11 protein-coding genes are annotated in these 20378 nt (G+C 70.6%); 8 read left to right on the forward strand and 3 right to left on the reverse strand.

All coding sequences use genetic code 11. The annotated features are described in order from the left end of the window. Positions 1 to 17: 17 nt before the first annotated feature. Together AB0N63_RS00310 and AB0N63_RS00315 are read right to left on the reverse strand one after the other, a co-directional pair. Positions 18 to 209 (reverse strand): DUF397 domain-containing protein, encoded by a 192-nt coding sequence (locus AB0N63_RS00310; RefSeq protein ID WP_365521929.1) that lies wholly within the window; start codon positions 207 to 209, stop codon positions 18 to 20. After that, positions 206 to 1063 carry a helix-turn-helix transcriptional regulator gene (locus tag AB0N63_RS00315; protein ID WP_365522880.1) on the reverse strand — a complete coding sequence of 286 codons (858 nt, stop codon included), beginning with the start codon at positions 1061 to 1063 and terminating at the stop codon, positions 206 to 208. The genes AB0N63_RS00310 and AB0N63_RS00315 overlap by 4 nt, the downstream gene beginning before the upstream one ends. Before the next feature lie 239 nt (positions 1064 to 1302). Here AB0N63_RS00315 and AB0N63_RS00320 point away from each other — a divergent pair, with 239 nt between their 5' ends. Both AB0N63_RS00320 and AB0N63_RS00325 read left to right on the forward strand, forming a co-directional pair. Further along, positions 1303 to 1746, forward strand: coding sequence for an ATP-binding protein (locus AB0N63_RS00320; RefSeq protein ID WP_365521932.1), 444 nt, complete (start codon positions 1303 to 1305; stop codon positions 1744 to 1746). Positions 1747 to 1958: 212 nt separating this feature from the next. Further along, positions 1959 to 3554 carry a hypothetical protein gene (locus tag AB0N63_RS00325; RefSeq protein WP_365521934.1) on the forward strand — a complete coding sequence of 532 codons (1596 nt, stop codon included), beginning with the start codon at positions 1959 to 1961 and terminating at the stop codon, positions 3552 to 3554. Positions 3555 to 3589: 35 nt separating this feature from the next. On the opposite strand, the gene AB0N63_RS00330 is transcribed toward AB0N63_RS00325, so the two are convergent. Then, positions 3590 to 6880, reverse strand: a complete 3291-nt coding sequence (locus tag AB0N63_RS00330) for an AAA domain-containing protein (protein ID WP_365521937.1) — start codon at positions 6878 to 6880, stop codon at positions 3590 to 3592. Positions 6881 to 7092: 212 nt separating this feature from the next. Here AB0N63_RS00330 and AB0N63_RS00335 point away from each other — a divergent pair, with 212 nt between their 5' ends. The 6 genes from AB0N63_RS00335 to AB0N63_RS00360 all read left to right on the forward strand — a co-directional run bounded on the left by AB0N63_RS00335 (position 7093) and on the right by AB0N63_RS00360 (position 20377). Then, positions 7093 to 11052, forward strand: a complete 3960-nt coding sequence (locus tag AB0N63_RS00335) for a PglY protein (protein WP_365521941.1) — start codon at positions 7093 to 7095, stop codon at positions 11050 to 11052. Then, on the forward strand, positions 11052 to 13853 hold the full coding sequence (gene pglZ / locus AB0N63_RS00340; RefSeq protein WP_365521943.1) for a BREX-2 system phosphatase PglZ: 2802 nt from the start codon (positions 11052 to 11054) through the stop codon (positions 13851 to 13853). Before AB0N63_RS00335 ends, pglZ begins: the two co-directional genes overlap by 1 nt. Next, positions 13850 to 15184, forward strand: a complete 1335-nt coding sequence (brxD, locus tag AB0N63_RS00345) for a BREX system ATP-binding protein BrxD (protein WP_365521945.1) — start codon at positions 13850 to 13852, stop codon at positions 15182 to 15184. The genes pglZ and brxD overlap by 4 nt, the downstream gene beginning before the upstream one ends. Beyond that, positions 15181 to 17343 carry a DEAD/DEAH box helicase gene (locus AB0N63_RS00350; protein ID WP_365521948.1) on the forward strand — a complete coding sequence of 721 codons (2163 nt, stop codon included), beginning with the start codon at positions 15181 to 15183 and terminating at the stop codon, positions 17341 to 17343. Before brxD ends, AB0N63_RS00350 begins: the two co-directional genes overlap by 4 nt. 107 nt (positions 17344 to 17450) lie before the next feature. Beyond that, entirely contained in the window at positions 17451 to 19106 is a 1656-nt protein-coding gene (locus AB0N63_RS00355) for a TIGR02677 family protein (protein WP_365521950.1), read from the forward strand. Further along, positions 19103 to 20377, forward strand: coding sequence for a TIGR02678 family protein (locus AB0N63_RS00360; RefSeq protein ID WP_365521953.1), 1275 nt, complete (start codon positions 19103 to 19105; stop codon positions 20375 to 20377). The genes AB0N63_RS00355 and AB0N63_RS00360 overlap by 4 nt, the downstream gene beginning before the upstream one ends. Position 20378: the final 1 nt, after the last annotated feature.

Raw genomic sequence — 20378 nt, forward strand, 5'->3', positions numbered from 1 at the left:
GCTGCCCCACCGGAAGTTCAGACGCGCGAGTCGGTCGCCAGCGCCGTGAACGCCGACCAGGCGTCGCGGGACACGGCCAGTGCCTGCCTGTCCGTGTCCTTCGAGTCCCGGACGAGAACGGCCTCGGTGCGCACGGCTACCTCGACGCAGTTGTCGCCGGAGCTGCCGCTGTAACTGCTCTTGAACCAGGCCAGTTCAGTGGTGGTCATAGTGCTCCTCGCATCTGCTCCAGCAGGCTTACTGTGGCTTCACGGCCGAGGGCCTGCGAACGCAGCTTGCCATAGCGCTGGAGCATGGCGCTGACGTCCTTCGGTGTCGTGATCAAAACGCTTGACTGCTGGCCTTCGGAGTAGCCCACCCACTCGTGGTGAGGTGTCTCGGCCAGGTACATCAAGCCGTCGATCCCCGCGTGATCGTACTGACGCAGAGGCATCACCTGGATCTCAACGTTCCTTCGAGTACCTTGCTCCAGTAGGTGATCCAACAGCTGTCGTGCGACCTCTGGTCCACCCATATGCCGTTCAAGTAGCGCTTGTTCGATGACGAAGCTGAAGGCCGTGTTCGGCCTCTCGGTCAAGAGCTGTTGCCGCTCCAGTCGTGCCGTGACCTGGCGTTCGATCTGCTCCTCGGAGAGCGGTGGCAGGCGCCGCTCGAAGATCGCCCTGATGTACGGCTCAGGCTGCAACAACCCCGGAATCGCCCGGCACTCATACGCATAGAGCGAGATCGCCTCCTCCTCGATCCCCGCCCACTGCCGGAACCAGGACGCCAGCCCCGCCTTCCGCGTCAGGCTCTTCGCCGCCGCCCCCAGTACCCGCCCCGCGACCGCCCCCAGGACCTCCTCCGACCGCTCCAGCAGGTCCCGTGGCGGGAACCGCTTGCCCTGTTCGATCTTCGCGACGTACGCCACCGAGTACCGCACCAGCGGTGCGAACTGCTCCTGCGTCAGGCGGGCCTCCTCGCGTAAGGCCTTCAGGACCGCGCCGAACGTCTTCAGACTGTCCGAGAGTTCCGGCTCGCAGCCTCCGTTGCCCCCGGCCTGCCCAGCACTCCCACCCGTCACCACACCGTTGTCGGTCGCCACCGCAGCCGCCTTCCCCTGTGCCCTCGTGCCGCCGGGTCGTGTCCACTGCCGAACCCGAGCACCACCCCGTACCGTGTGCCGAACGCGCTGCGCCACGTCCGACACAGTCATCGTCACGTACTGCGACCGACCCAGTCCAGCGCGTGAACCAGTACAGCGTGATCTGTATCAGCGCAGGGCCTGCCGACGGGCCCTCGCCTCCCGACAGGGTGGGCCGCATGCAAGCCCCCCGCACCCAAAGCCCCACGCCCGCCCACACATTCACGCAACGCTTCTCCGCCACCCGGCGCGGTGCGCGCCTCGCCCGGCTGCTCGCCGCCCACCAGCTCACCGAGTGGGGCCACCCGCACGGCACCGAGGCGCACGACACCGTCGTCCTCGTCGTCGCCGAACTCGTGGCGAACGCGGTCCTCCACGGACGCGTACCGGGACGCGACTTCGCCCTGTCGCTGTCCTGCGACGCCGGTCGAGGCATCGTCCGGATCGAGGTCACCGACACCCACCCCGCCCTGCCGGCGCGCAAGGCTCCCGGCACGGACGAGGACGGCGGCCGCGGCCTGCTCCTCGTCGACGCGCTCGCCGCCGACTGGGGCGTACGCGACCGCCTCGGCCCCGGCAAGACGGTGTGGGCCGAGTGCACGACGGGCACCTCCCGGATCTGATCACCGTCGACCGTGGACGTTCCCCCCGGACTCGCCGCACCCGTAGGAGAGCAGGCCGCCCGTCGAGGCCGTCAGGCCGGGCCCGTGCTCCGTCCGGGGCATTGGGTGCTCAGGCACCGCAGTATTACGGTGACACCTCGAGGGATGCCCCGACCGCGTTCCAGGGGGAACCGGTCCGCTTCGCGGTGCATCCGGGGGTGAGGGGAGCCACCGTGCAGGTGCTGTATGCCGTCAGTTTCGACGTCCAGGACGCCCAGTCCGCCCAGGAGCCGGGGCATGTCTTCGGGCGTCTCCGTCACCATGTCGCCGACTGGCTCGGTGACCGAGGACGTATACAGGCGCCGTCGGCAGCCGAGTTGGACCGTGCAGGGAGGGCGGTGCTCGTCGGAAAGTATCCCGGCCACGGCGAGCGGAACCTGAACTGGTCGGTGGCGGGTGACGAGCGGACCCGTGCGCTGCGGATGACTATCCACCAGCCGCTGTCCGACAGCCCGGCCCAGTTCGTCACCCGGGTCACCGTCTCCCAGTCGGAGGAAGGCGGCGGTGGCCTCAGGGTCGTCATGGGCAGGGAGATTCCAGACGGCTGGATCGCGCCTGTGCAGGACCCGCGGCTCAGGCGTCCCCACCTCCTGCGCGCCGTGCTCGCCGACGAAGATCTCGATGTGCGGGTACTGGGCCAGCGTGCCACCGGGCGGTACGAGAGGATCCGGGAGGAAGGGCATACCGACGTGCTTCTCGAATCCCTGGCACTGAGCACGCGTCTGCCCATCCTCCTGGTGCACCCCAGGGATCCGGCGGGATGGAACGTGGCGGCCGAGGCTTCAGGGCAACTCGCCGGACTGGCTCAGGTGGTCACCCTGAACTATGTGACCGCACAGGCCGTCCGCCGGGTTCACGAGCAGGTGGCCGTTCCCAGCGGTGGCGCTCGGCTGGTCTGGCCCAACCTCGGCCTGGAGCATCCCGCCTACTCGCGTGAGGAGGTGTCCCGACCGTCCTTTGTGGAGACGCAGCTGATGCCGTCGCTCGCCCATCTCTCCGTCATCGCGCGCGGTAGTGACACCGCGTGGGAGAGGGCGCGGCAGGCCTCGTACCGGACCGGGGCGCGCAGGGCGGCAGAGCAGTTGTCGCGCGCGCAGGCCGCCGGGGACAGGACCGCCGAGCTCCAGGCGCTCAAGGAACGTACCCAGCAGCTCGAAGAGGACGCCAGGTCGTGGGAGGACATGGCGCAGACCTGCATGGAGGAACGTGACAAGGCGCAGTCCGAAGCCGCCACCGCCGAGTCGCTGCGCCAGGACCGGGACTACTGGAAGAAGCTGTATCTGGACCTGTCGAAGGGCGGGACCGGGCAGGTGGCAGAGTTCGACGCCTGGAGCGAGATCCCGGTGCTGGGAACGGACGCCCTCGCCACGTTCGAGGCCCTTGTCAAAGCGTCGGAGAAGCACATCGTCTTTACGGCGAAGGCGGCGCGCGCCTGGAAGGCATCCCAGTACCCGTATCCCCAGGAGATGACCGACCAGCTGATCGCTCTCGCACAGGCTGCGATGGATCTCTACACCAAGCCCGGCAAGATGCCCAGGCTGGACCAGTGGTTCTACGACAACCACGGGCTGAGATTCGCCAACAGCGACGAGAAGCTCAGCAAGAACAAGGACAAGCGCTACTTCGAGTTCGACGAGAAGCGCAGGGACGGGCTGCCGCACATCAAGGTCCGGGACGCCGTGTCGCCCAACGAGGTCGGACGGATCTACTTCGCCCTCGACTCCGACGGCAAGCGTTTCATCGTCAACCACGTCGGACTTCACTTGTAGCCGGCTGTCAGCGCTCACCCGCCTGCGCGCTGCCCTCAGCGTCGACCTCCGCCCACTCTGATGTCCTGGTTCCAGGCGTTGCTCCGGCCGTTCCGTCCCGTCTTGCAGACCGTGTCGTAACAGCGCCAGAACCAGACACCGTTCTTACGGCGGCGCAGCTCGATGCTCGTGCCGCCGCAGCGGGCGCACTTCGGCGGGCGGGTGAACAGCTCGGCCTGCTCGTGCTCCAGGAGCTTGCGTGCGAAGTGGCCGCCGCGGATCGTCACCATGACCTCGCGGGTCCACGACTGGGAGAGGGTGTTGAGGCTGCCGATCATCACCGTCCGCTCGTCGACCACCGCGATCTTCTGGTGCATGACGTTGACGGGAACGACGGTGTGGACGACGGCCCGCAGATCCGCAATCAGACTCTGGTTGTCCGGTCGGGCCTGGATCTGGTCCGTGTCGTCGCGGATGAACACGGTCACGCGCACGCCGCGATCGGCCGCCTCTCGCAGCAGTGGCAGGATGCCGCGTACCCGGTTCGCGACCCAGGGCGCCCACAGCCAGACCGAGGCGCGGGCCTTGCGGATCTCGTCCTCGAACGTACTGAAGAACGTCGTCTCGTCATCGATGCCCGTGACCTCGACATGCCGGGCCAGCACGTCGGCGAGGGCGGCGCCGAACTCGCCGAGGTTGCGCGCGTCCTCGTGCGGCGGAGTGATCAGGTGGCCGGCGCGCAGGCGTCGTACGCCGGGGGTGCCGACCAGCGCGGCCAGGTGAGTGAAGGCCGTGCCGTTCTTCGCGGACCGTATGCGCTCCCAGCTGCCGATGACGTAGAGGCGGGTCTGGACGCGGGTGGCCGCCACGTTGAACAGGCGCACGCCGTTGCGCGCCCAGTCCGACGCGCCCGGCCCCCGGTGGGCCAGTGACATCCACAGTTCCCGGCCGTTGGCGCCCTCGACCGTGTCGAAGACGACGACGGGGAACTCCCGGCCCTGGAAGCGGTGCGCCGTGCCCACCTCCGCGAGCGGGCCGCCGTCGCTCTCCACGTCCCGCAGAGCCTCCAGGGTCGCCTCCGCCTGGACGCCGTAGGGGGTGACGATGCCCGTGTCCTCGCCCCTCGCGCGGTGGTACTCCACCAGTGCCCTGGCGATCAGTGATCCGGCCGGCCACCAGCCGCTGCGGCGTCCGGTCAGGTGGGGTCTGGCCAGTTCGTGCAGTCCGTCGGTGTCGACGACGACGATCTCCGGGTCGTCGGAGGGCCGTGGCGCCGCGGTCTGCTTGCCGCCCCGCAGCATTCCTCCGTAGGCGAGAGAGTTGGCCAGGTTCATCACCGCCGGGCCGAAGCGGTGCTGCTCGGTCAGGGTGACGCAGGCCGGATGCCGCCGGGCGTCCTCCGGGGTCTGGATGCCGCAGTGCTGGAAGACGTCTGGGAGCAGCCAGCGCTTGACGTCCGGGCGGTCGAGATCCTTCAGCCGCTCCTCGACGACCGGACCGAGCTGCATGAAATCGCCGAGCAGGACGGCCGTCCGGGTCGCCTTCGCCGTCGCGAGGATCACCTCGGGCAGCGTCGCCGCGCCCGCCTCGTCGACCAGGACCACGTCGTACGGACCTTCGAAGACGGCCTTGTTGGTGCGGAACCGGGCAAGGGTGGTGGCGACCAGTCTGGCGCTCTTGATGATCTCGCCCTGGGCGTTGCGGGCGAGGCGTTCGTACTCCTCCTGGACCTGCTGGAACTCCTCCTCCAGCGCGGAGCGACGGGCGGCGTCGGCTGTCACCCGGGGCCGTAATCGCTCGGCGCGGGCGTGGCGGGCGGGCCAGTCCTGCTGTTCGGCGCGGGCGGTGAGTTCCGCGGCGTCCAGGGCGCGGACGACGGCCCGTTCCAGCAGGGTGGTCTCCTCGCGGCGGGCGGCCACGAGGTCCAGGGCCGACCTGTAGGTGGACTGCGCCGAGGCGAGTGCCTGCTCCAGAGCCGTGATGCTTTCGGGTGCGTGGGTGATGCCGGCGACCAGGTCCGCCAGGTCCTTCTCCAGCGCGACGACGTGCGCCTCGGCCGTGGTGCGCGCGGCCTGCGCCGCCCGGCGGGTGCGGGCGACGTCCTCCTCGGTGACGGCCAGCTGCTCACGCAGCTCCTGCCGTTTCTCCCGGGCACGCCACCGGGCCACCGACCGCTGGGCGTCGAGCTGCCCCAGCTCCTCTCGCAGCTCGCGAAGGTAGTCCTCGGCCATCAGGGCATCGGCCTGCTTGCGCTCCGCGGCCTTGAGGATGCGGGACTGCTCCTTGCGCAGCCGGTCGACCTCGGCCCACTTCCGGCGCGACTCCTCCGCCGCGTCCTGGCGGCGCTGGGCCGCCACCGCTGACTGCTGCGCCGCCTCCCGGGTCGCCACGGCCTCCTCCAGCAGGGCCGCCGCCGTCTCCGCCCGCTCCCGTACGGACACCGGATCCTGACCGGGCGTGCGCAGCAGCTTCAGCGCGTCGAAGTACGCGGTTGGATCGAAGCGGACGAGAGAGGCGTCCAGCGCGGCCAGTTCCGCCGCGCGGGTCCGGACGTCGACCAGAGCGGCCTCGATCCCGCGCCGCCGCTCGGCCGTCTCGGCCAGGCGCTCACGCACCATGAGCGGCAGCGACACCTCGGGGTTGTCGGCGACCTCCCGCAACTGGGGCGGGCCCACGCGGACGATGTCACCCGGGCCGTGCCTGTTCTCCTTCACCACCCCCGACAGGGCGTTGTCCACGGCGATGTTGGTGGCGGACACCAGCAGCACCCGGTCGCCGCGGGCGATCAGGTCACCGATGGCCCGCTTCAGCACCGTCGTCTTGCCGGTGCCCGGTGGACCCCACACCAGATGCACGCCCTGGCCCAGGCACGCTCGGTAGGCATCCCCTTGCGCAGGGTGGAACCCCGGAGGGTCCGGGGCGGGCGAGGACACGCCGCCGATCGAACCTCCGGCCAGGGCACTCGCCAGTGGCGTCTCGCCCAGCCCTGCGATGCCGTCGCGCAGGGCCTCGACGAGGAAGGTCGGCGGCTGCTTGAGCAGCCACAGATACGCGTCCGTGAGGTCGGCGAACTCGGCGACCTTGAGCGTGAGCAGGGAGCCGTTCTGGACCGTCTCCGAGACGGTGAAGCCCTTCGTTTCGATGCCGGCGGGCTCCGGCCCCGCGAGTCGCAGCGCGTCCAGCTGGTCCGGTCCGATGTCGGAGCCGCGCAGGTCCACCGCGTACCAGCCCGCCTCCTTGGTGCGGACCGCGCGCCCCACCCGCTGCCAGCGCGGCTGCCTGCCAGTGCCGCCCGTGATCGCCACCAGTTCGCCCAAGGCCGCGGCGATCTCCTCACGCCACCCCACCCGTCGTCGCCCCCCGCTCCCCGTCCCACCGACAGATCCCGCGCCGACCCTACCCAGCGGAAGCTGCCTGTGATCCCGTGTGCACCGTGTGATACGGAGAATCCGTACCGCACGGGCATACGTGTCAGTGCCACCTGGCAGGATGTGAACGCGCCGACCAGTGCACGAGCTGTGCAGCCGAACCGCGAGCCGAGAGAAGGAATGACCGCCTGATGCCCATGAGCGAGCTCCTGCTGAAGGACGTCATCGAGATCAAGGAAGACGTCCATGCCGGCGACTTCAAGATCGAGCTCTCCCAGGGTTTCAGCGAGACCGACGCCCGGGTGGCCGAGTACGTGGTCACCGAGCAGCTTCAGAAGGCGTTCCGGCAGGCGCTGGACATCGTCGCGGCCTGCGTCAGGTCGGGCAACTCGGAAGCCGCCTACCTGCACGGTTCCTTCGGCTCCGGCAAGAGCCACTTCCTTACCGTGCTGCACGCCGTGCTCAACAACCACCCGTCCGTCCGGACCAAGTCCCGGCTGGTCGAGGTCGTGGCGCCGCACGACGAGTGGCTGCGACGGAGCCGGTTCCTGATGGTGCCGTACCACCTCGTCGGCTCCGCCGACCTCGACTCCGCCCTGCTCGGCGGCTATGTGCACACGGTGCGGGAGCTTCACCCCGACCAGCCGTTGCCCCCCGTCTACCGGGCTGACGCCCTGCTCGCCGACGCCCGCACCCAGCGCGAGTTCCTTGCCGACGACGCCAAGTTCCTGCAGTGGCTCGGCAAGGGAGCCGCCGCCCTCACGCCGAGCGCGGCCGCGCCCGTGGAGGCCGACCCGGACGACATGCCGATGATCGACGGCGAGGCCGCGGCGCTGCCCGCCGGGGCGTGGACGGGTGCCGACTTCGACCGGGCCTTCGCGGGCGCGCCCGACGACCCGTACCGCGAGCGGCTGGTCTCCGCGCTGCTCAGCGGCCCCATGGCCGCCTATGCGCAGGGCATGCGCGGCGAGGCGAGCGCGTTCCTGCCGCTGGAGAACGGCCTCAAGGTCATCTCCCGGCACGCCCAGTCCCTCGGCTACACCGGGGTCGTCCTCTTCCTCGACGAACTGGTCCTGTGGCTCCAGGCGAAGATGGGCAACCAGGACTTCGTGCGCGACCAGGTGCAGCGGCTGGTCAAACTCATCGAGTCGGGGGACAGCGGCCGACCAGTGCCGATCGTGTCGTTCATCTCCCGCCAGCGCGACCTGTCGCAGCTGATCGGCTCGGACGTCGTCGGCGCCGACGTGACCAACCTCGAGCAGCAGATCGAGTACCTGGCCGAGCGGTTCAACGTCGTCGACCTCGAGGACAGCAACCTCGTCGAGATCATCAAGCACCGCGTGCTCGCCCCGAAGCCCGGCATGGAGTCCGTGCGCGACGACGCGTTCAAACTCGTCGAATCGTCCAACGACGAGGTCCGGCAGATCCTCCTGGACGCGCAGGGCCGCACCGAGGCCTCCTGGGACGACTTCCGGGAGCTGTACCCGCTCTCCCCGGCGCTCCTCAACGTCCTCGTCGACCTCTCGGGCGCCCTCCAGCGCGAGCGCACCGGCCTCAAACTCGTCCAGGAGCTGCTGCGCCGCCGCCGCGACGACCTGAAGCTCGGGGAACTCATCCCGCTCGGCGACCTGTGGGACGTCATCGCCCACCGCTCCGGAGCCGCGTTCACTCCCCGGCTGCGCAAGGACGCGGAGACCGCCGGCGACTTCCACGGGCGGGTGCGTGAGGAACTGCTGCGCAAGTACAAGACCCCCGACGACAAACGGTTCCAGGCCGACGAGCGGCTCATCAAGACGCTGCTGCTGGCCGCGCTCGCACCCAATGTGCCCGCCCTGACCCGGCTCACCGGCACCCGGCTCGCCGCCCTCAACCACGGCTCGATCCGGACCCGCGTGGGAGACGCCGGTTCCGTCGCCGCCAAGCGGCTGCGGGAACTGCAGGTCTCCTTCGACAGCGAGCTGCGCAGCGAGGGAGACAAGACCGACCCCGTCTTCCACCTGCACCTCTCCGACATCGACGTCGAACCGCTCCTCGAAGAGGTGCAGGGCGTCGCCGACCAGCTCGGCTACCGACGTCAGTGGATCAAGGACCAGCTCTGGCACGAGCTGGGTATCCAGGACACCCAGCCCTTCGTCTGTGAACGGGACGTCGTCTGGCGCGGCACCAAACGCACCGTCGAGTTCATCTTCGGCAACGTGCGCGACACCCACCTGCCCGACGACGAATTCGCACCCCAGCAGGCCGGGAACCTCCGCATCGTCTTCGACTACCCCTTCGACGACGGCGACCACGGGCCCGTCGACGACCTCCAGCGCGTCGACCGGCTCAGGCGGGCGGGCCGCACGGAGCCCACGCTCGTCTGGCTGCCCGACTTCTTCTCCGAACAGACCTCCCGGCAGCTCGGACGCCTGTTGAAGATCAACTACCTGCTGGAGCGCGACCGGCTCGACGAGCACACCGCCACCCGCCCAGCCGAGGAGCGGGCCCAGATCCGCAACCAGCTCAAGGCCTCCCGGGACAACATCAGCGGCCACCTCACCGACGCCCTGCTCCAGCTGTACGGGATCAACCGAGCCGAGCCGGAGACCGTCGGCGCGACCGTCCCCGACGGGCAGCACCTGGTGTCCCTGCTGCCGGGCTTCACCCGCACCCGGCCCGAGCCGTCGGTCGGCTTCGAGCAGAACCTGCTGCTGCTCGCCGACGGAATGTTCGCCGCCCGCTACCCCAAGCACCCCGACTTCGACCCGCGGCTGACCCGCAAGGCCATCACCCTGCGCGAACTCAAGACCACCATGGAGTGGATCGCCCGGGCGATGGAGGACGGCTCCCGGCGGGTCGTCGTGGACAGCCAGCAGCTGCCCGCCGTCAGGAAGATCGTGCACGCGCTCGGCCTCGGCGAGGTCCACGACGGACCGCTCAACGTCAGCAACGACTGGCGGCTGCGCATCAACAAGAAGGCCGCCGAGAACCCCGACGCCGGCGACGACCTCGCCGTCGAGACGATCCGCGACTGGATCACCGAGCTCGGCTACGAGGGCCTCGACCGCAACGTCGGCAACCTGATCATCGCGACCTACGCGCTGCTCGACGACCGCACCTGGATCTACCAGACCCAGGTCGTGCCGCAGGCCCCCGAACTGGACCGCATCATCCCCGGCTACGGGCTGCGGGCCGTCGCCCTCCCCGACGAGGACACCTTCACCACCGCACTGCGGCGCGCCGGGGCCATCTTCGGGCAGAGCGTGTCGCCGGTCCTCTTCGCCAGGAACGTCTCGCGGCTCGCAGCGCAGGTGCGCGCCGTCGCCGAAGAGCACCGCACCGCCGTGGGGGAGACCCGGACTCTGCTCCAGGACAACGCCGTACGGCTCGGTCTCGAAGGGCCCGGCGGCGTGGACGCGCCGCGGCTGAAGTCCACGAAGGCCGCCGCCGACCTGATCGCCCGACTGCTGCGCACCACCGACGCCACCCTTCTCGCGGAGGAACTCGCGGGGGCCGCCTATGAAGTGACGGACCGTGAGATCGGTGCCGCTCTCAAGCAGGCCCCCGAAGTGCTGCAGGTACTGCGGGCACAGCGCGACAGCCGCTGGTCCGACCTGGACATGGTCCGCGAACTCGCAGGCCGGGACGACGGCGTCGGCGACCGGGCGCAGCGGCTGCTGGACACCGTCCGCCGGGCGGCCAACGCGCACGAGGAGGACGAGTCCCTCGTCCCGGTGCTGGACTCGTTGCAGGAGTCGGCCGTCGCCCTCATGCGGGAGGCCACCCGGCTCGCCCAGGCGGCCCGGCCGGTCGAGCCCGTCCCGCCAGCCGAGCCGACCGCGGAGGACGTACGCCTCACCGAGCACGGCACGCCCCCGGTGCCCGCGGCTCCCGCCGAGCCGGACCGGGACGCCCCGCATTCCGGACCGGCCCCGCGAGATCCGCGCCTGGGCTACGCGGCCGAGTCCGTCCGCCCTCCCGCCGCGTACGTCGTCGAACCCACCCGGTTGGAAACCACGCTCGCGGCCACCGTCGACGGGCTCAGCGCCGACATCCGCCGCTTCCTCACCGCACACCCCGGTACCCGCGTCCAGGTCACCTGGCAGGTGATCGAGGACGCCCACGGCCAGGCCGGAGCGGCCGACCGGGACGAGAAGGGAACCGAACGCTGATGGCGCTCCTGCCTCAGGTGGGACGGCGCACCGTCGAGGCGCTCCTGGACCGGCACGCCAAGAAACTGGCCGAGCACAGTCTCATGCTGATCCATGGACAGTACGCGGCCGGCTCGGCCACCACCTTCACCTCCGAGGTAGGTGAAGGGACCCGACGGGTCACGGTGCGCGACGAGTCCTCCGTCCTCGGCATCCTGGCCGCCTGGCACAGCCACCGCGAAGACGCCGCGCCCGGTGACCTGCTGGTGATCACCACCGGTGTCGACGACGATCAGCTCGGCTGGGACCTGCGGGGGCACGCGGTGCACCGGCGCACCCTCACCGTCGAGAAGGCCGAGATCGTGACGCAGCGGTTCGGGGCCACCGGACTCGACGTGCGCATGTACCGCGAGGACTGGCTCCTCCAGGCCCTCGTCGACGCCGAACCCGCGGGACGGGGATGGCCACGCACCGCAGGCGTCCTCACCCGTGACGCCGCCCTGCGAGCCCTGGCCGTCGAACGCCTCGGACTCGACCACCCGGACATCTCGCCCGACGCCACGGCGGAGGCCGCCGTGGACGCGGACGTGCTGCTCGCCTGGTCGCGCACTCCGGCCGGGCCGCGCCGTTTCGCCGCACTCGGCGACACCGAACGCGCGGAGCTGAAGAAGTGGCTCGGCGAGGTCGCAGGGCCCGCCGCACCGGTCCTGCTCACCCTCGCCGAGATCGGACGGGGAAACGACGCGATGGCGCTCGGCCTGCTCGGCGCCGCGCTGCGCGACCCCGCCGCCGACCCCGACGTGGCCCTCGCCGTCGGTGGACTGTTCGGCAAGGCCGGCCCCCGCCGGGGTGAGATCGGCGCCTTCACCGACGCGGTGGAAGGCACCCTCCTGCGCTGGATCGGAGAGGCCGCGGGTTCGGTCGACTCACGCCACAAGGTGTTCGCCGTGCTGCAGCGCGCCGACGACCTGGCCAGAGACGCCGGTCTCACCGCGGGCCTCAACGGCAGCCGTTTCCTCCTGTCCAGCTTCGCCGCCCAGCTCGCCGCCGTCGTGGAGGGCGCGCACGCGTCCCCCGGGCAAGGCGAGAGCGCACTGGCCGAGCTGACCGGACACGCGCTGGCGGGGCTCTTCCCCGACCGGGTGCGTGTCGCCGAGATGGCCGTGCGTCTCGCTCGGTGGCTGCGCCAGGGACCGCCTGCCGTGACGTCCGTGGCAGCGGGCGTGCGCGACCATGCCGCCGAGTGGGGGTGGGCCGACCGGGCGCTGTCCGTCCTCTGGGCCGGCGACCCCGGAGGCGACCAGGCCGTCGCCCGGGGCCTGCGCGACCTCTACGAGGACGGCCGGGCCCAGCGTGAACGGCTCGACGAGCAGTTCGCCCGGCACCTGGCCGGCTGGGCTCCGAACGCCACCGCCCAGCAAACGGGCGGCTGTCTGGTCGTCGAGAACGTCCTCGACACCGTCGTCCGTCCCCTGACCGCAGGCGGGCCGCCTCTGGTGATCGTGCTCGACGGCATGAGCAGTGCCGTCGCCGCGCAACTGGGCGAAGAAGCCGAACGGGAAGGCTGGCAGGAGATCGTGCCGCGGCCCGGCGAGGGTGCACGGCGCACTCGCCTCGCCGCAGTCTCCATGCTGCCCTCGATCACCCGGACGAGCCGGGCATCCCTGCTCTGCGGCACGGCCACCCAAGGGGGGCAGTCCACCGAGGCTTCCGGGTTCGCGGCCTTCTGGAAGAAGCGTCGCAAGGACGCCGTCCTCTTCCACAAGGCGTCGATAGGGGGAGACGCGGGCCACTTCCTCGCCCAGGAACTCACCTCCGCGCTCGCCACCGACGCGGTCGTCGGCGTCGTCCTCAACACCATCGACGACGCCCTCGACTCCGGTCAGCAGGGGCAGCGCACCGTGTGGTCCCTCGGCGACATCACCTACCTGCGGGAACTGCTGGCTGCCGCCCGCAGCTACGCGCGTCCCGTCGTCCTCGTCGCCGACCACGGACACGTCATCGACCGTGGCCGGGGCCGGGTGACCCCCGCCGCGGACGCCGGCGGATCGGCACGCTGGCGGCCGGACACCGACGCCGGCGACGGCGAGGTCGTGCTGAGCGGGCCGCGCGTCCTCGAAGGAGGCGGCACCATCACCGTTCCCTGGCACGAGGACCTCCGGTACGCCGCGCGCCGGGCCGGCTACCACGGCGGGGCCTCCCTCGCCGAGATCACCGTCCCGGTCCTCGTCCTGCTTCCCTCGAAGGAACTCGCTCCGCGCGAGTGGGAACCGCTGCCTCGCGAACAGGCCGCTCCTTCCTGGTGGAAGGCTGCCACCGCGACACCCGTCGAGGTGCGGGAACCCCAGCCGGAGAGCGCCACGCAGCCGGTGCGGAGACCGGCGAAGCCCGTGCTTCGGCAGAACGAAGAACTGTTCGGTGCCGACGACGTGATGTTGCCCGAGGCGGCGCCGGAGGTGTCATCCGTCCCGGCGACCCTAGGCGGGCGTGTCGTGGCCAGCGAGGTGTACGAGGCGCAGAAGGAGTACGTACGCAAAGCTCCGGAAGGCAAGGTCGTCGCCGCCGTCATCGATGCGCTCGCCGCCGCCGGGGGCACCATGTCACCTGCCGCCCTGGCCGCCGCCATCTCGGCGACCGGCCGGGTGCGACGCAACATCGAGGGCTTCGTCGCCACCGTGCAGCGCCTGCTCAACGTCGAGAGTTACCCGGTGCTCGGCTTCGTCGACGCCGGTCACGCGGTAAAGCTCGACGTCGCCCTGCTCCGCGACCAGTTCCTGGCGGGCGAGGCGAGGGACGGGTCGCCGAGAAAGGAGACGTCATGAGCGCGGCAGCCCCGGCCAGCCCCGTACGTATGCGGGAGGTCGTGGACGCGCTGAGGCGCGGCACCGTACCGCAGGCCGGGCTGGACCTGCTCGCCGTCGGCCTGGACCGGTTCGAGACCGCGCTCGACGACGACCTTGCAGCAACAGCACGGGGCGGAGCGGCGTTCCACGCCATCCGCGGTGAGTACGGGTCCGGTAAGACGTTCTTCGCGCGGTGGCTCTCCGAGCGCGCGAAACGTGCGGGACTGGCCACGGCAGAAGTCCAGATCTCCGAGACCGAAACCCCGCTGCACAGGCTGGAGACGGTCTACCGCCGACTCACCGAGCGCCTGACGACCGCCACACACCAGCCCAGCGCACTGCGCGCGGTCGTCGACTCGTGGTTCTACACACTGGAGGAAGAAGTCCTCGACGCCGGAGAGACGGACGAAGAGGATGAGGCGGCACTCGCCGCGGCCGTCGACGTGCTCATGGAACGCAGACTCGCCGACGTCGCCAGGACCACCCCCGCCTTCGCAGCCGCACTGCGCGGCTACCGGCGAGCCGTTGCCGCCGGAGACGGGGCGACGGCAGAGGCACTCATCGCCTGGCTCGGAGGTCAGAAGTCGGTCGCGTCCTCCGCCCGCCGCAGTGCCGGCGTCCGAGGGGACCTCGACCACTTCGCGGCCCTCGGCTTCCTGCAGGGGCTGCTCACCGTGCTGCGCGACTGCGGCCACCCGGGGCTCCTCCTCGTCCTCGACGAGATCGAGACCCTGCAACGCGTACGTGGTGACGTCCGCGAGAAGGGCCTCAACGCGCTGAGGCAGTTGCTGGACGAGATCGACGCGGGTCGGTTCCCGGGACTCTTCCTCGTCATCACGGGCACCCCGGCGTTCTACGACGGACAACAGGGTGCGCAGCGGCTGCCTCCGCTCGCGCAACGGCTGGCCACCGACTTCACGACCGAGCCGCGCTTCGACTCCCCGCGCGCCGTCCAGCTCCGGCTCCCGGGATTCGACCTGCCTCAGCTCGGCGAACTCGGCCGTACCGTGCGCGATGTGTACGCCCGGATCGCACGCAATCCCGATCGGGTGACCGAGCGGGTCGACGACGCGTATCTGACGGAGCTGGCCAGAGCCGTCACCGGCGGACTCGGCGGCAAGGTCGGCGTCGCGCCCCGCGTGTTCCTGCGCAAGCTGGTGGCCGACGTCCTCGACCGCGTCGACGAGTTCGAGGACTTCGACCCCCGCACGCACTACGCCCTCACCATCACCTCGTACGAACTCACCGAAACCGAACGCAACGCCGCCGCCTCCGGGGATGCCGACGCCGTCGAACTGGAGCTGCCGTGAGTGCGGGGGACCTGGACCCGGCACTCATCCACCACATCGTCAACACCCTGGGGTGGCGGAGCCTGCGACCTCTTCAGGAAGCAGCCGTCACCCCCCTCGTCTGTGGGGACGACGCCGTCCTGCTCGCTCCCACCGCGGGCGGCAAGACCGAGGCAGCTGCCTTCCCCCTGCTGACCCGGATGACGGGGGAGCGGTGGAGCGGCACGTCCGTCCTCTACGTCTGCCCGCTGAAGGCCCTGCTCAACAACGTGCTGCCACGGTGGGAGACCTACACCTCCTGGCTGGGCCGCACCGCGGCCCTGTGGCACGGAGACACCACGGCCGGTGCCCGAAAACGGATCCTCGCCGCACGTCCCGACGTCCTGCTCACCACGCCGGAATCACTCGAAGCGATGCTGGTCAGCGCCAACGTCGACCACACGTCGTTCTTCTCGGGGTTGCGGGCCGTCGTGGTGGACGAGGTGCACGCCTTCGCCGGTGATGACCGGGGATGGCACCTTCTCGCCGTACTGGAACGACTGCAGCGGGTCACGGGTCGACCCATGCAGCGTGTCGGCCTTTCGGCGACCGTCGGCAATCCGGAAGCGCTGCTCACCTGGTTGCAAGGTTCTGGGGCGAGTAAGCGGCCGGGGCAGGTCATCGCTCCCCACCTCATCGAGTCTCCGTCCACAGAGGATGTAGCCGAAGTCGTGCGCGCGGCATCCGGGGGGTCGACCGCCGTACCGCCGGGAGACGTCCAGCTCGACCACGTCGGTTCCCTGGACAACGCGGCCACCGTCATCGCCGCATTGCACCGTGGCGAGAAGCGCCTCGTCTTCTGCGAGTCACGGCGCTACGTGGAGGAGCTGGGGGAAAAGCTCCGTGCCAAGGGCGTCACCACCTTCCTGTCGCATGCTTCGCTCTCCCTCGACGAGCGCCGGCGTGCCGAGGCGGCTTTCGCCGAGGCCCGCGACTGCGTGATCATTTCCACCAGCACTCTGGAACTCGGCATCGACGTGGGTGACTTGGACCGCGTCATCCAGATCGACGCTCCGGCCTCGGTCGCCTCCTTCCTCCAGCGTCTCGGTCGCTCCGGACGCCGTGAAGGGGCCGCACGCAACTGCCTGTTCCTCGCCCTGGACGAGGACGGTCTGCTGGCCGCGGCCGGACTGCTGCTCAAGTGGTCGCAGGGCTGGGTGGAACCGGTCGTCGCGCCACCGGAACCCCGGCACATCGTCGCCCAGCAACTCCTGGCGCTGTGCTTGCAGGAGAACCGCGTCGGTGAGCACTTGTGGCAGGAGTGGTGGAACGGACTCGGTCCTTTCGGCACATCCGCCGCCGATCCCATTGTCCGGCACCTTGTCGACCAGGGGTACCTGGACCGGGACGGCGGCATGCTGTTCATCGGGCCGGAGGCCGAGCGGCGCTTCGGACACCGCCACTTCATGAACCTCACCGCTGTGTTCACCGCACCTCCACAGTTCACCGTTCTCCAAGGACGCACAGAGATCGGCCGAACCGACCCAAGCCTCCTCACCGAGCGGATCGACGGTCCGCGTCGGCTTCTGCTCGCCGGCCGGAACTGGCAGGTCACCTACATCGACTGGCGGCGCAGACGCTGCTTCGTCGAACCCGTCGACGGGGGAGGCAAAGCGAAGTGGAGCAGCGCAGGGTTCGGCTCGACGGGTTCCCATGTGCTCACGCGCGCCGAGCGCCAGGTGCTGCTGGGCCAGGACCCGCCCGTGAAGATGACGCAACGGGCGACCAGTGCCCTGCACCGGACGCGCGAGGAGTATCTGGATCGGGTGCATCCCGGAGGCACCTTGATCATTCAGGACACGCGGGGTCACGTGCGCTGGTGGACCTGGGCGGGCCACCGCGCCAACGCCACGCTCGCTGCGACTCTCGACACCCTGGTCGTGCCGGGGCAGCACATCAACGACCGCTGGATTCGACTGCGGGAGGACGTCACCGCGCGCAGTTGGAACGACGCCACCAAGGGCATTACGGCCCGGTTGTGTCTGCCAGACGTCGACGAACGCGCCCTACGTGGCCTGAAGTTCGGCGAGGCCCTGCCACCACGCCTCGCCGAGGGCACCTTGTCGGCCCGGCTGGCCGACGTGGAGTCCGCTGCCGCCGTGCTCACGGAACCGGTGCGCTTTCTCCGGCGCGAAGGGTGACATCGGCGGGCTGCAACGGAACAGGAAAGAAGGCGGTGAGCAGGACGGCAGATGAGAATCGGACATCCTGCACAAGCGGGTGAGTATTCCGGAACAATGGATCAACGATGACCTCCGACACCCCCCAGACGCCCGTGCCCTCGCAGCCCTCCGCCTCTGTCCACTACGCCCCCTTCGCCCACCTCACTACCCCCAACGCCCCCCTCTACCGCCAGGTGATGCGGGCGTTCCTCACCGCCAAGGAGCGGTTCGCGGTGCATCTGCGGCCGGAGGACGTGTACGCGGCCATGGACGAGGGAGGCAGGCCCGCCGACCTCGAGGCGGTGACGCAGGCGCTGGACAAGCTCGTGGAGTGGGGCAACCTGCGGGCCGATCCGGACCACGCGCGCGTGACGGCGGTCGAGGACTTCTACCGCAGGCGGTTCATCTACCAGCTCACCCGGGCCGGTGAGGCGGCCGAGGCGGCGCTGGGGACGTACGACGAAGTGCTGGGACGGCGCGGGGAACTCCAGGTGGTCGCACTGCACGACATCGTCACGCAGCTGCGGGCGCTCTTGGTGATCGCCGCCGAGGACGAGCCGGACCCGGCCAAGACGTACGTCGCCCTGTCCGTGCTGACGGCGCGGTTCACCGACCTTGCCGACAACGCCCGCGCCTTCATGGGCTCACTGCAGCGCACCATCGACCTGCACGACATCGAGGTCGAGGCGTTCCTCGCCTACAAGGACCGGCTGATCCAGTACCTGGAGCGGTTCATCCAGGACCTCATCACCCTCGGCGGGCGGATCGCCCTGTTGATCGGGGAGCTGGAGGAGCAGGGGCGGGTCGGTCCGCTGCTGCGGCTCGCCGCCGCCCGCGAGGCCGCCGACGCCGCCCCCGAGGAGGCGGAGCGGGCGGAGGCGGTGGCGTGCGAGAGGTGGGCCGCGCGGTGGTCCGGGCTCGCCGAGTGGTTCGTGTCGGGGGAGGGCCGGGAGTCGCAGGCCAGGCTGCTGCGCGGGCGGGCACTCGGCTCGATCCCGCAGCTCCTGGCCGTCGTACGGCAGCTCAACGAGCGGCGGGCCGGACGCTCGGACCGCTCGGCCGACTTCCGCACCCTGGCGCGCTGGTTCGCCCAGGCGCCGGATGACGAGGCCCGGCACCGGCTGTGGCGGGTGGCGTTCGGGCTGCACTCCTCCCGGCACCTCACCGTCGACGCCGACACCCTCGCCGAACGGACGGCCGCCCCGGAGCCGGCAGCCACCCCGTGGAGCGAGGCGCGACCGCTGAGGATCAGCCCACAGTTGCGCCGCACCGGCAGCTACGAACGGCGAGGCAAGCCGCGCCGGGTGGCCGACCGGGGCGAGGCCAAGCGCCGGCTCGCCGAGATCGCCGCCCGGCAGACGGAGGAGACCAGGCGGGCCCGGGACCGTCTCGTGACGGACGGACCGGTGCGGCTGTCCCGGCTCGGCGGACTCGACCCGCATGCCTTCCAGTTGTTCCTGCGGCTGCTCGGCGACGCGCTCGCCACCTGGCGGCCGGGCACCATCACCACCGTCGCCACCAGCGGGGACGGTTCGATGGAGATCCGGCTGACCGCCCTCGACGACGGATCGACAGCCGAAGTGCGCACTCCCGACGGTGTGTTCAGCGGCCCCGACCACCTGATCGACATCGTCGACCTCACGGTGGGGCAGCACGACCGCGCCGCCGCACGGCCATCGGCACCCGTTCCCCTCCCCGCCCCGCGACGGGACACCGCTCCCCAGCTCACGGAGGACCGATGAGCGGCCCGCTCGCCGAGGTCCTCGACGGCCAGCGGCAGGCCGATCTCCAGAAGGCCGCACGCGCCCTGCTGAAGGAGCCGCTGCTCACGGCGGACGGACCGTACGCCGACGAGTTCAAGCTGGTGCGTCGGCACACCGCCGAGCTGCGGGAATGGTTCGAACGCAACGTCGGCTGGACGCTGCGCACGGACGCCGACGCCGCACGGCTGCGCAAGACGCCGGGCACCCTCACCGACGCCACACACCCGGCGCGCGAGGCCGCCCGTAGCGCCCTGCCCTTCACCCGCCGCCGCTACGTCCTGCTCTGCCTGGCCCTGGCCGCTCTGGAACGGGGCGAGTCGCAGGTGGCGCTCGGCCGCCTCGCCGAGCAGGTCGTCCTGGCCGCCGCCGATCCCGAACTCGTCGCCGCCGGGATCACGTTCACTCTGGAGCGGCGCGACGAGCGCCTCGACCTCGCGGCCGTCGTCCGCCTGCTGCTGCGGCTCGGGGTGCTGCGGCGGGTCGCCGGCGACGAGGACGCCTACGTCAGCGGATCGGGCGACGTGCTGTACGACGTGCGGCGGCGCGTGCTGGCCGGGATGCCCGCGTCCCTGCGAGGCCCCTCCATGGTCGAGGCCGAGGGCTGCGAGGAGCGCCTGGTGGAGATGACCGCGTGGACCGTGCTCGACAGCGACGAGCTCAGGTTCCGGGCGGTCCGCTGGAAACTGACCCGCATCCTGCTGGACGACCCGGTGCTGTACTACGACGACCTGACCGACGACGAACTGGCCTATCTCACCCGGCAGCGCGGCTTCATCACCGCCCGCATCAACGAGCTGACGGGACTCGTCGCGGAGGTCCGGGCCGAGGGCATCGCCATGGTCGACCCGATGGACGACCTCACGGACACGCGCATGCCGGAACAGGGCACCCACGGTCACATCACCCTGTTGCTGGCGGGACACCTGGCCCGGGCGGACGGGCCCGTCGAACCGGCGAAACTGGCGACTCGCGTACGGGAACTGGCCGTGGAGCACGGCGGGTTCTGGTCCAAGTCGGCCAGGGAACCGGGAGCGGAGCCCGAACTCGTCGAGCAGGCGCTGAGCAAGCTGGTGGCGCTGGGACTCGCCGAGCGCACCGAACGGGGCGTCGTACCGCGGCCGGCCCTCGCGCGGTACGCGGTCGGCGAACCCGTCGTCAGGGAACCCGGACGGCCCCGCGGGCCCGCCACGACCGAGCAGACCCTGCCGCTCGTGCAGCCCATGCAGCAGCCCGTGCAGGACGAAAGGTGAA

The sequence above is a fragment of the Streptomyces sp. NPDC093260 genome (genome assembly GCF_040683715.1).
Classification (GTDB): Bacteria; Actinomycetota; Actinomycetes; order Streptomycetales; family Streptomycetaceae; genus Streptomyces; species Streptomyces sennicomposti.

What these genes read in the sequence shown, in the direction of transcription:
- AB0N63_RS00355 (WP_365521950.1), top strand. Translation starts at nt 17,451, where the DNA reads ATGACCTCCGACACCCCCCAGACGCCCGTGCCCTCGCAGCCCTCCGCC.
- pglZ (WP_365521943.1), top strand. Translation starts at nt 11,052, where the DNA reads ATGGCGCTCCTGCCTCAGGTGGGACGGCGCACCGTCGAGGCGCTCCTG.
- AB0N63_RS00310 (WP_365521929.1), bottom strand. Translation starts at nt 209, where the DNA reads ATGACCACCACTGAACTGGCCTGGTTCAAGAGCAGTTACAGCGGCAGC.
- AB0N63_RS00335 (WP_365521941.1), top strand. Translation starts at nt 7,093, where the DNA reads ATGCCCATGAGCGAGCTCCTGCTGAAGGACGTCATCGAGATCAAGGAA.
- brxD (WP_365521945.1), top strand. Translation starts at nt 13,850, where the DNA reads ATGAGCGCGGCAGCCCCGGCCAGCCCCGTACGTATGCGGGAGGTCGTG.
- AB0N63_RS00320 (WP_365521932.1), top strand. Translation starts at nt 1,303, where the DNA reads ATGCAAGCCCCCCGCACCCAAAGCCCCACGCCCGCCCACACATTCACG.
- AB0N63_RS00360 (WP_365521953.1), top strand. Translation starts at nt 19,103, where the DNA reads ATGAGCGGCCCGCTCGCCGAGGTCCTCGACGGCCAGCGGCAGGCCGAT.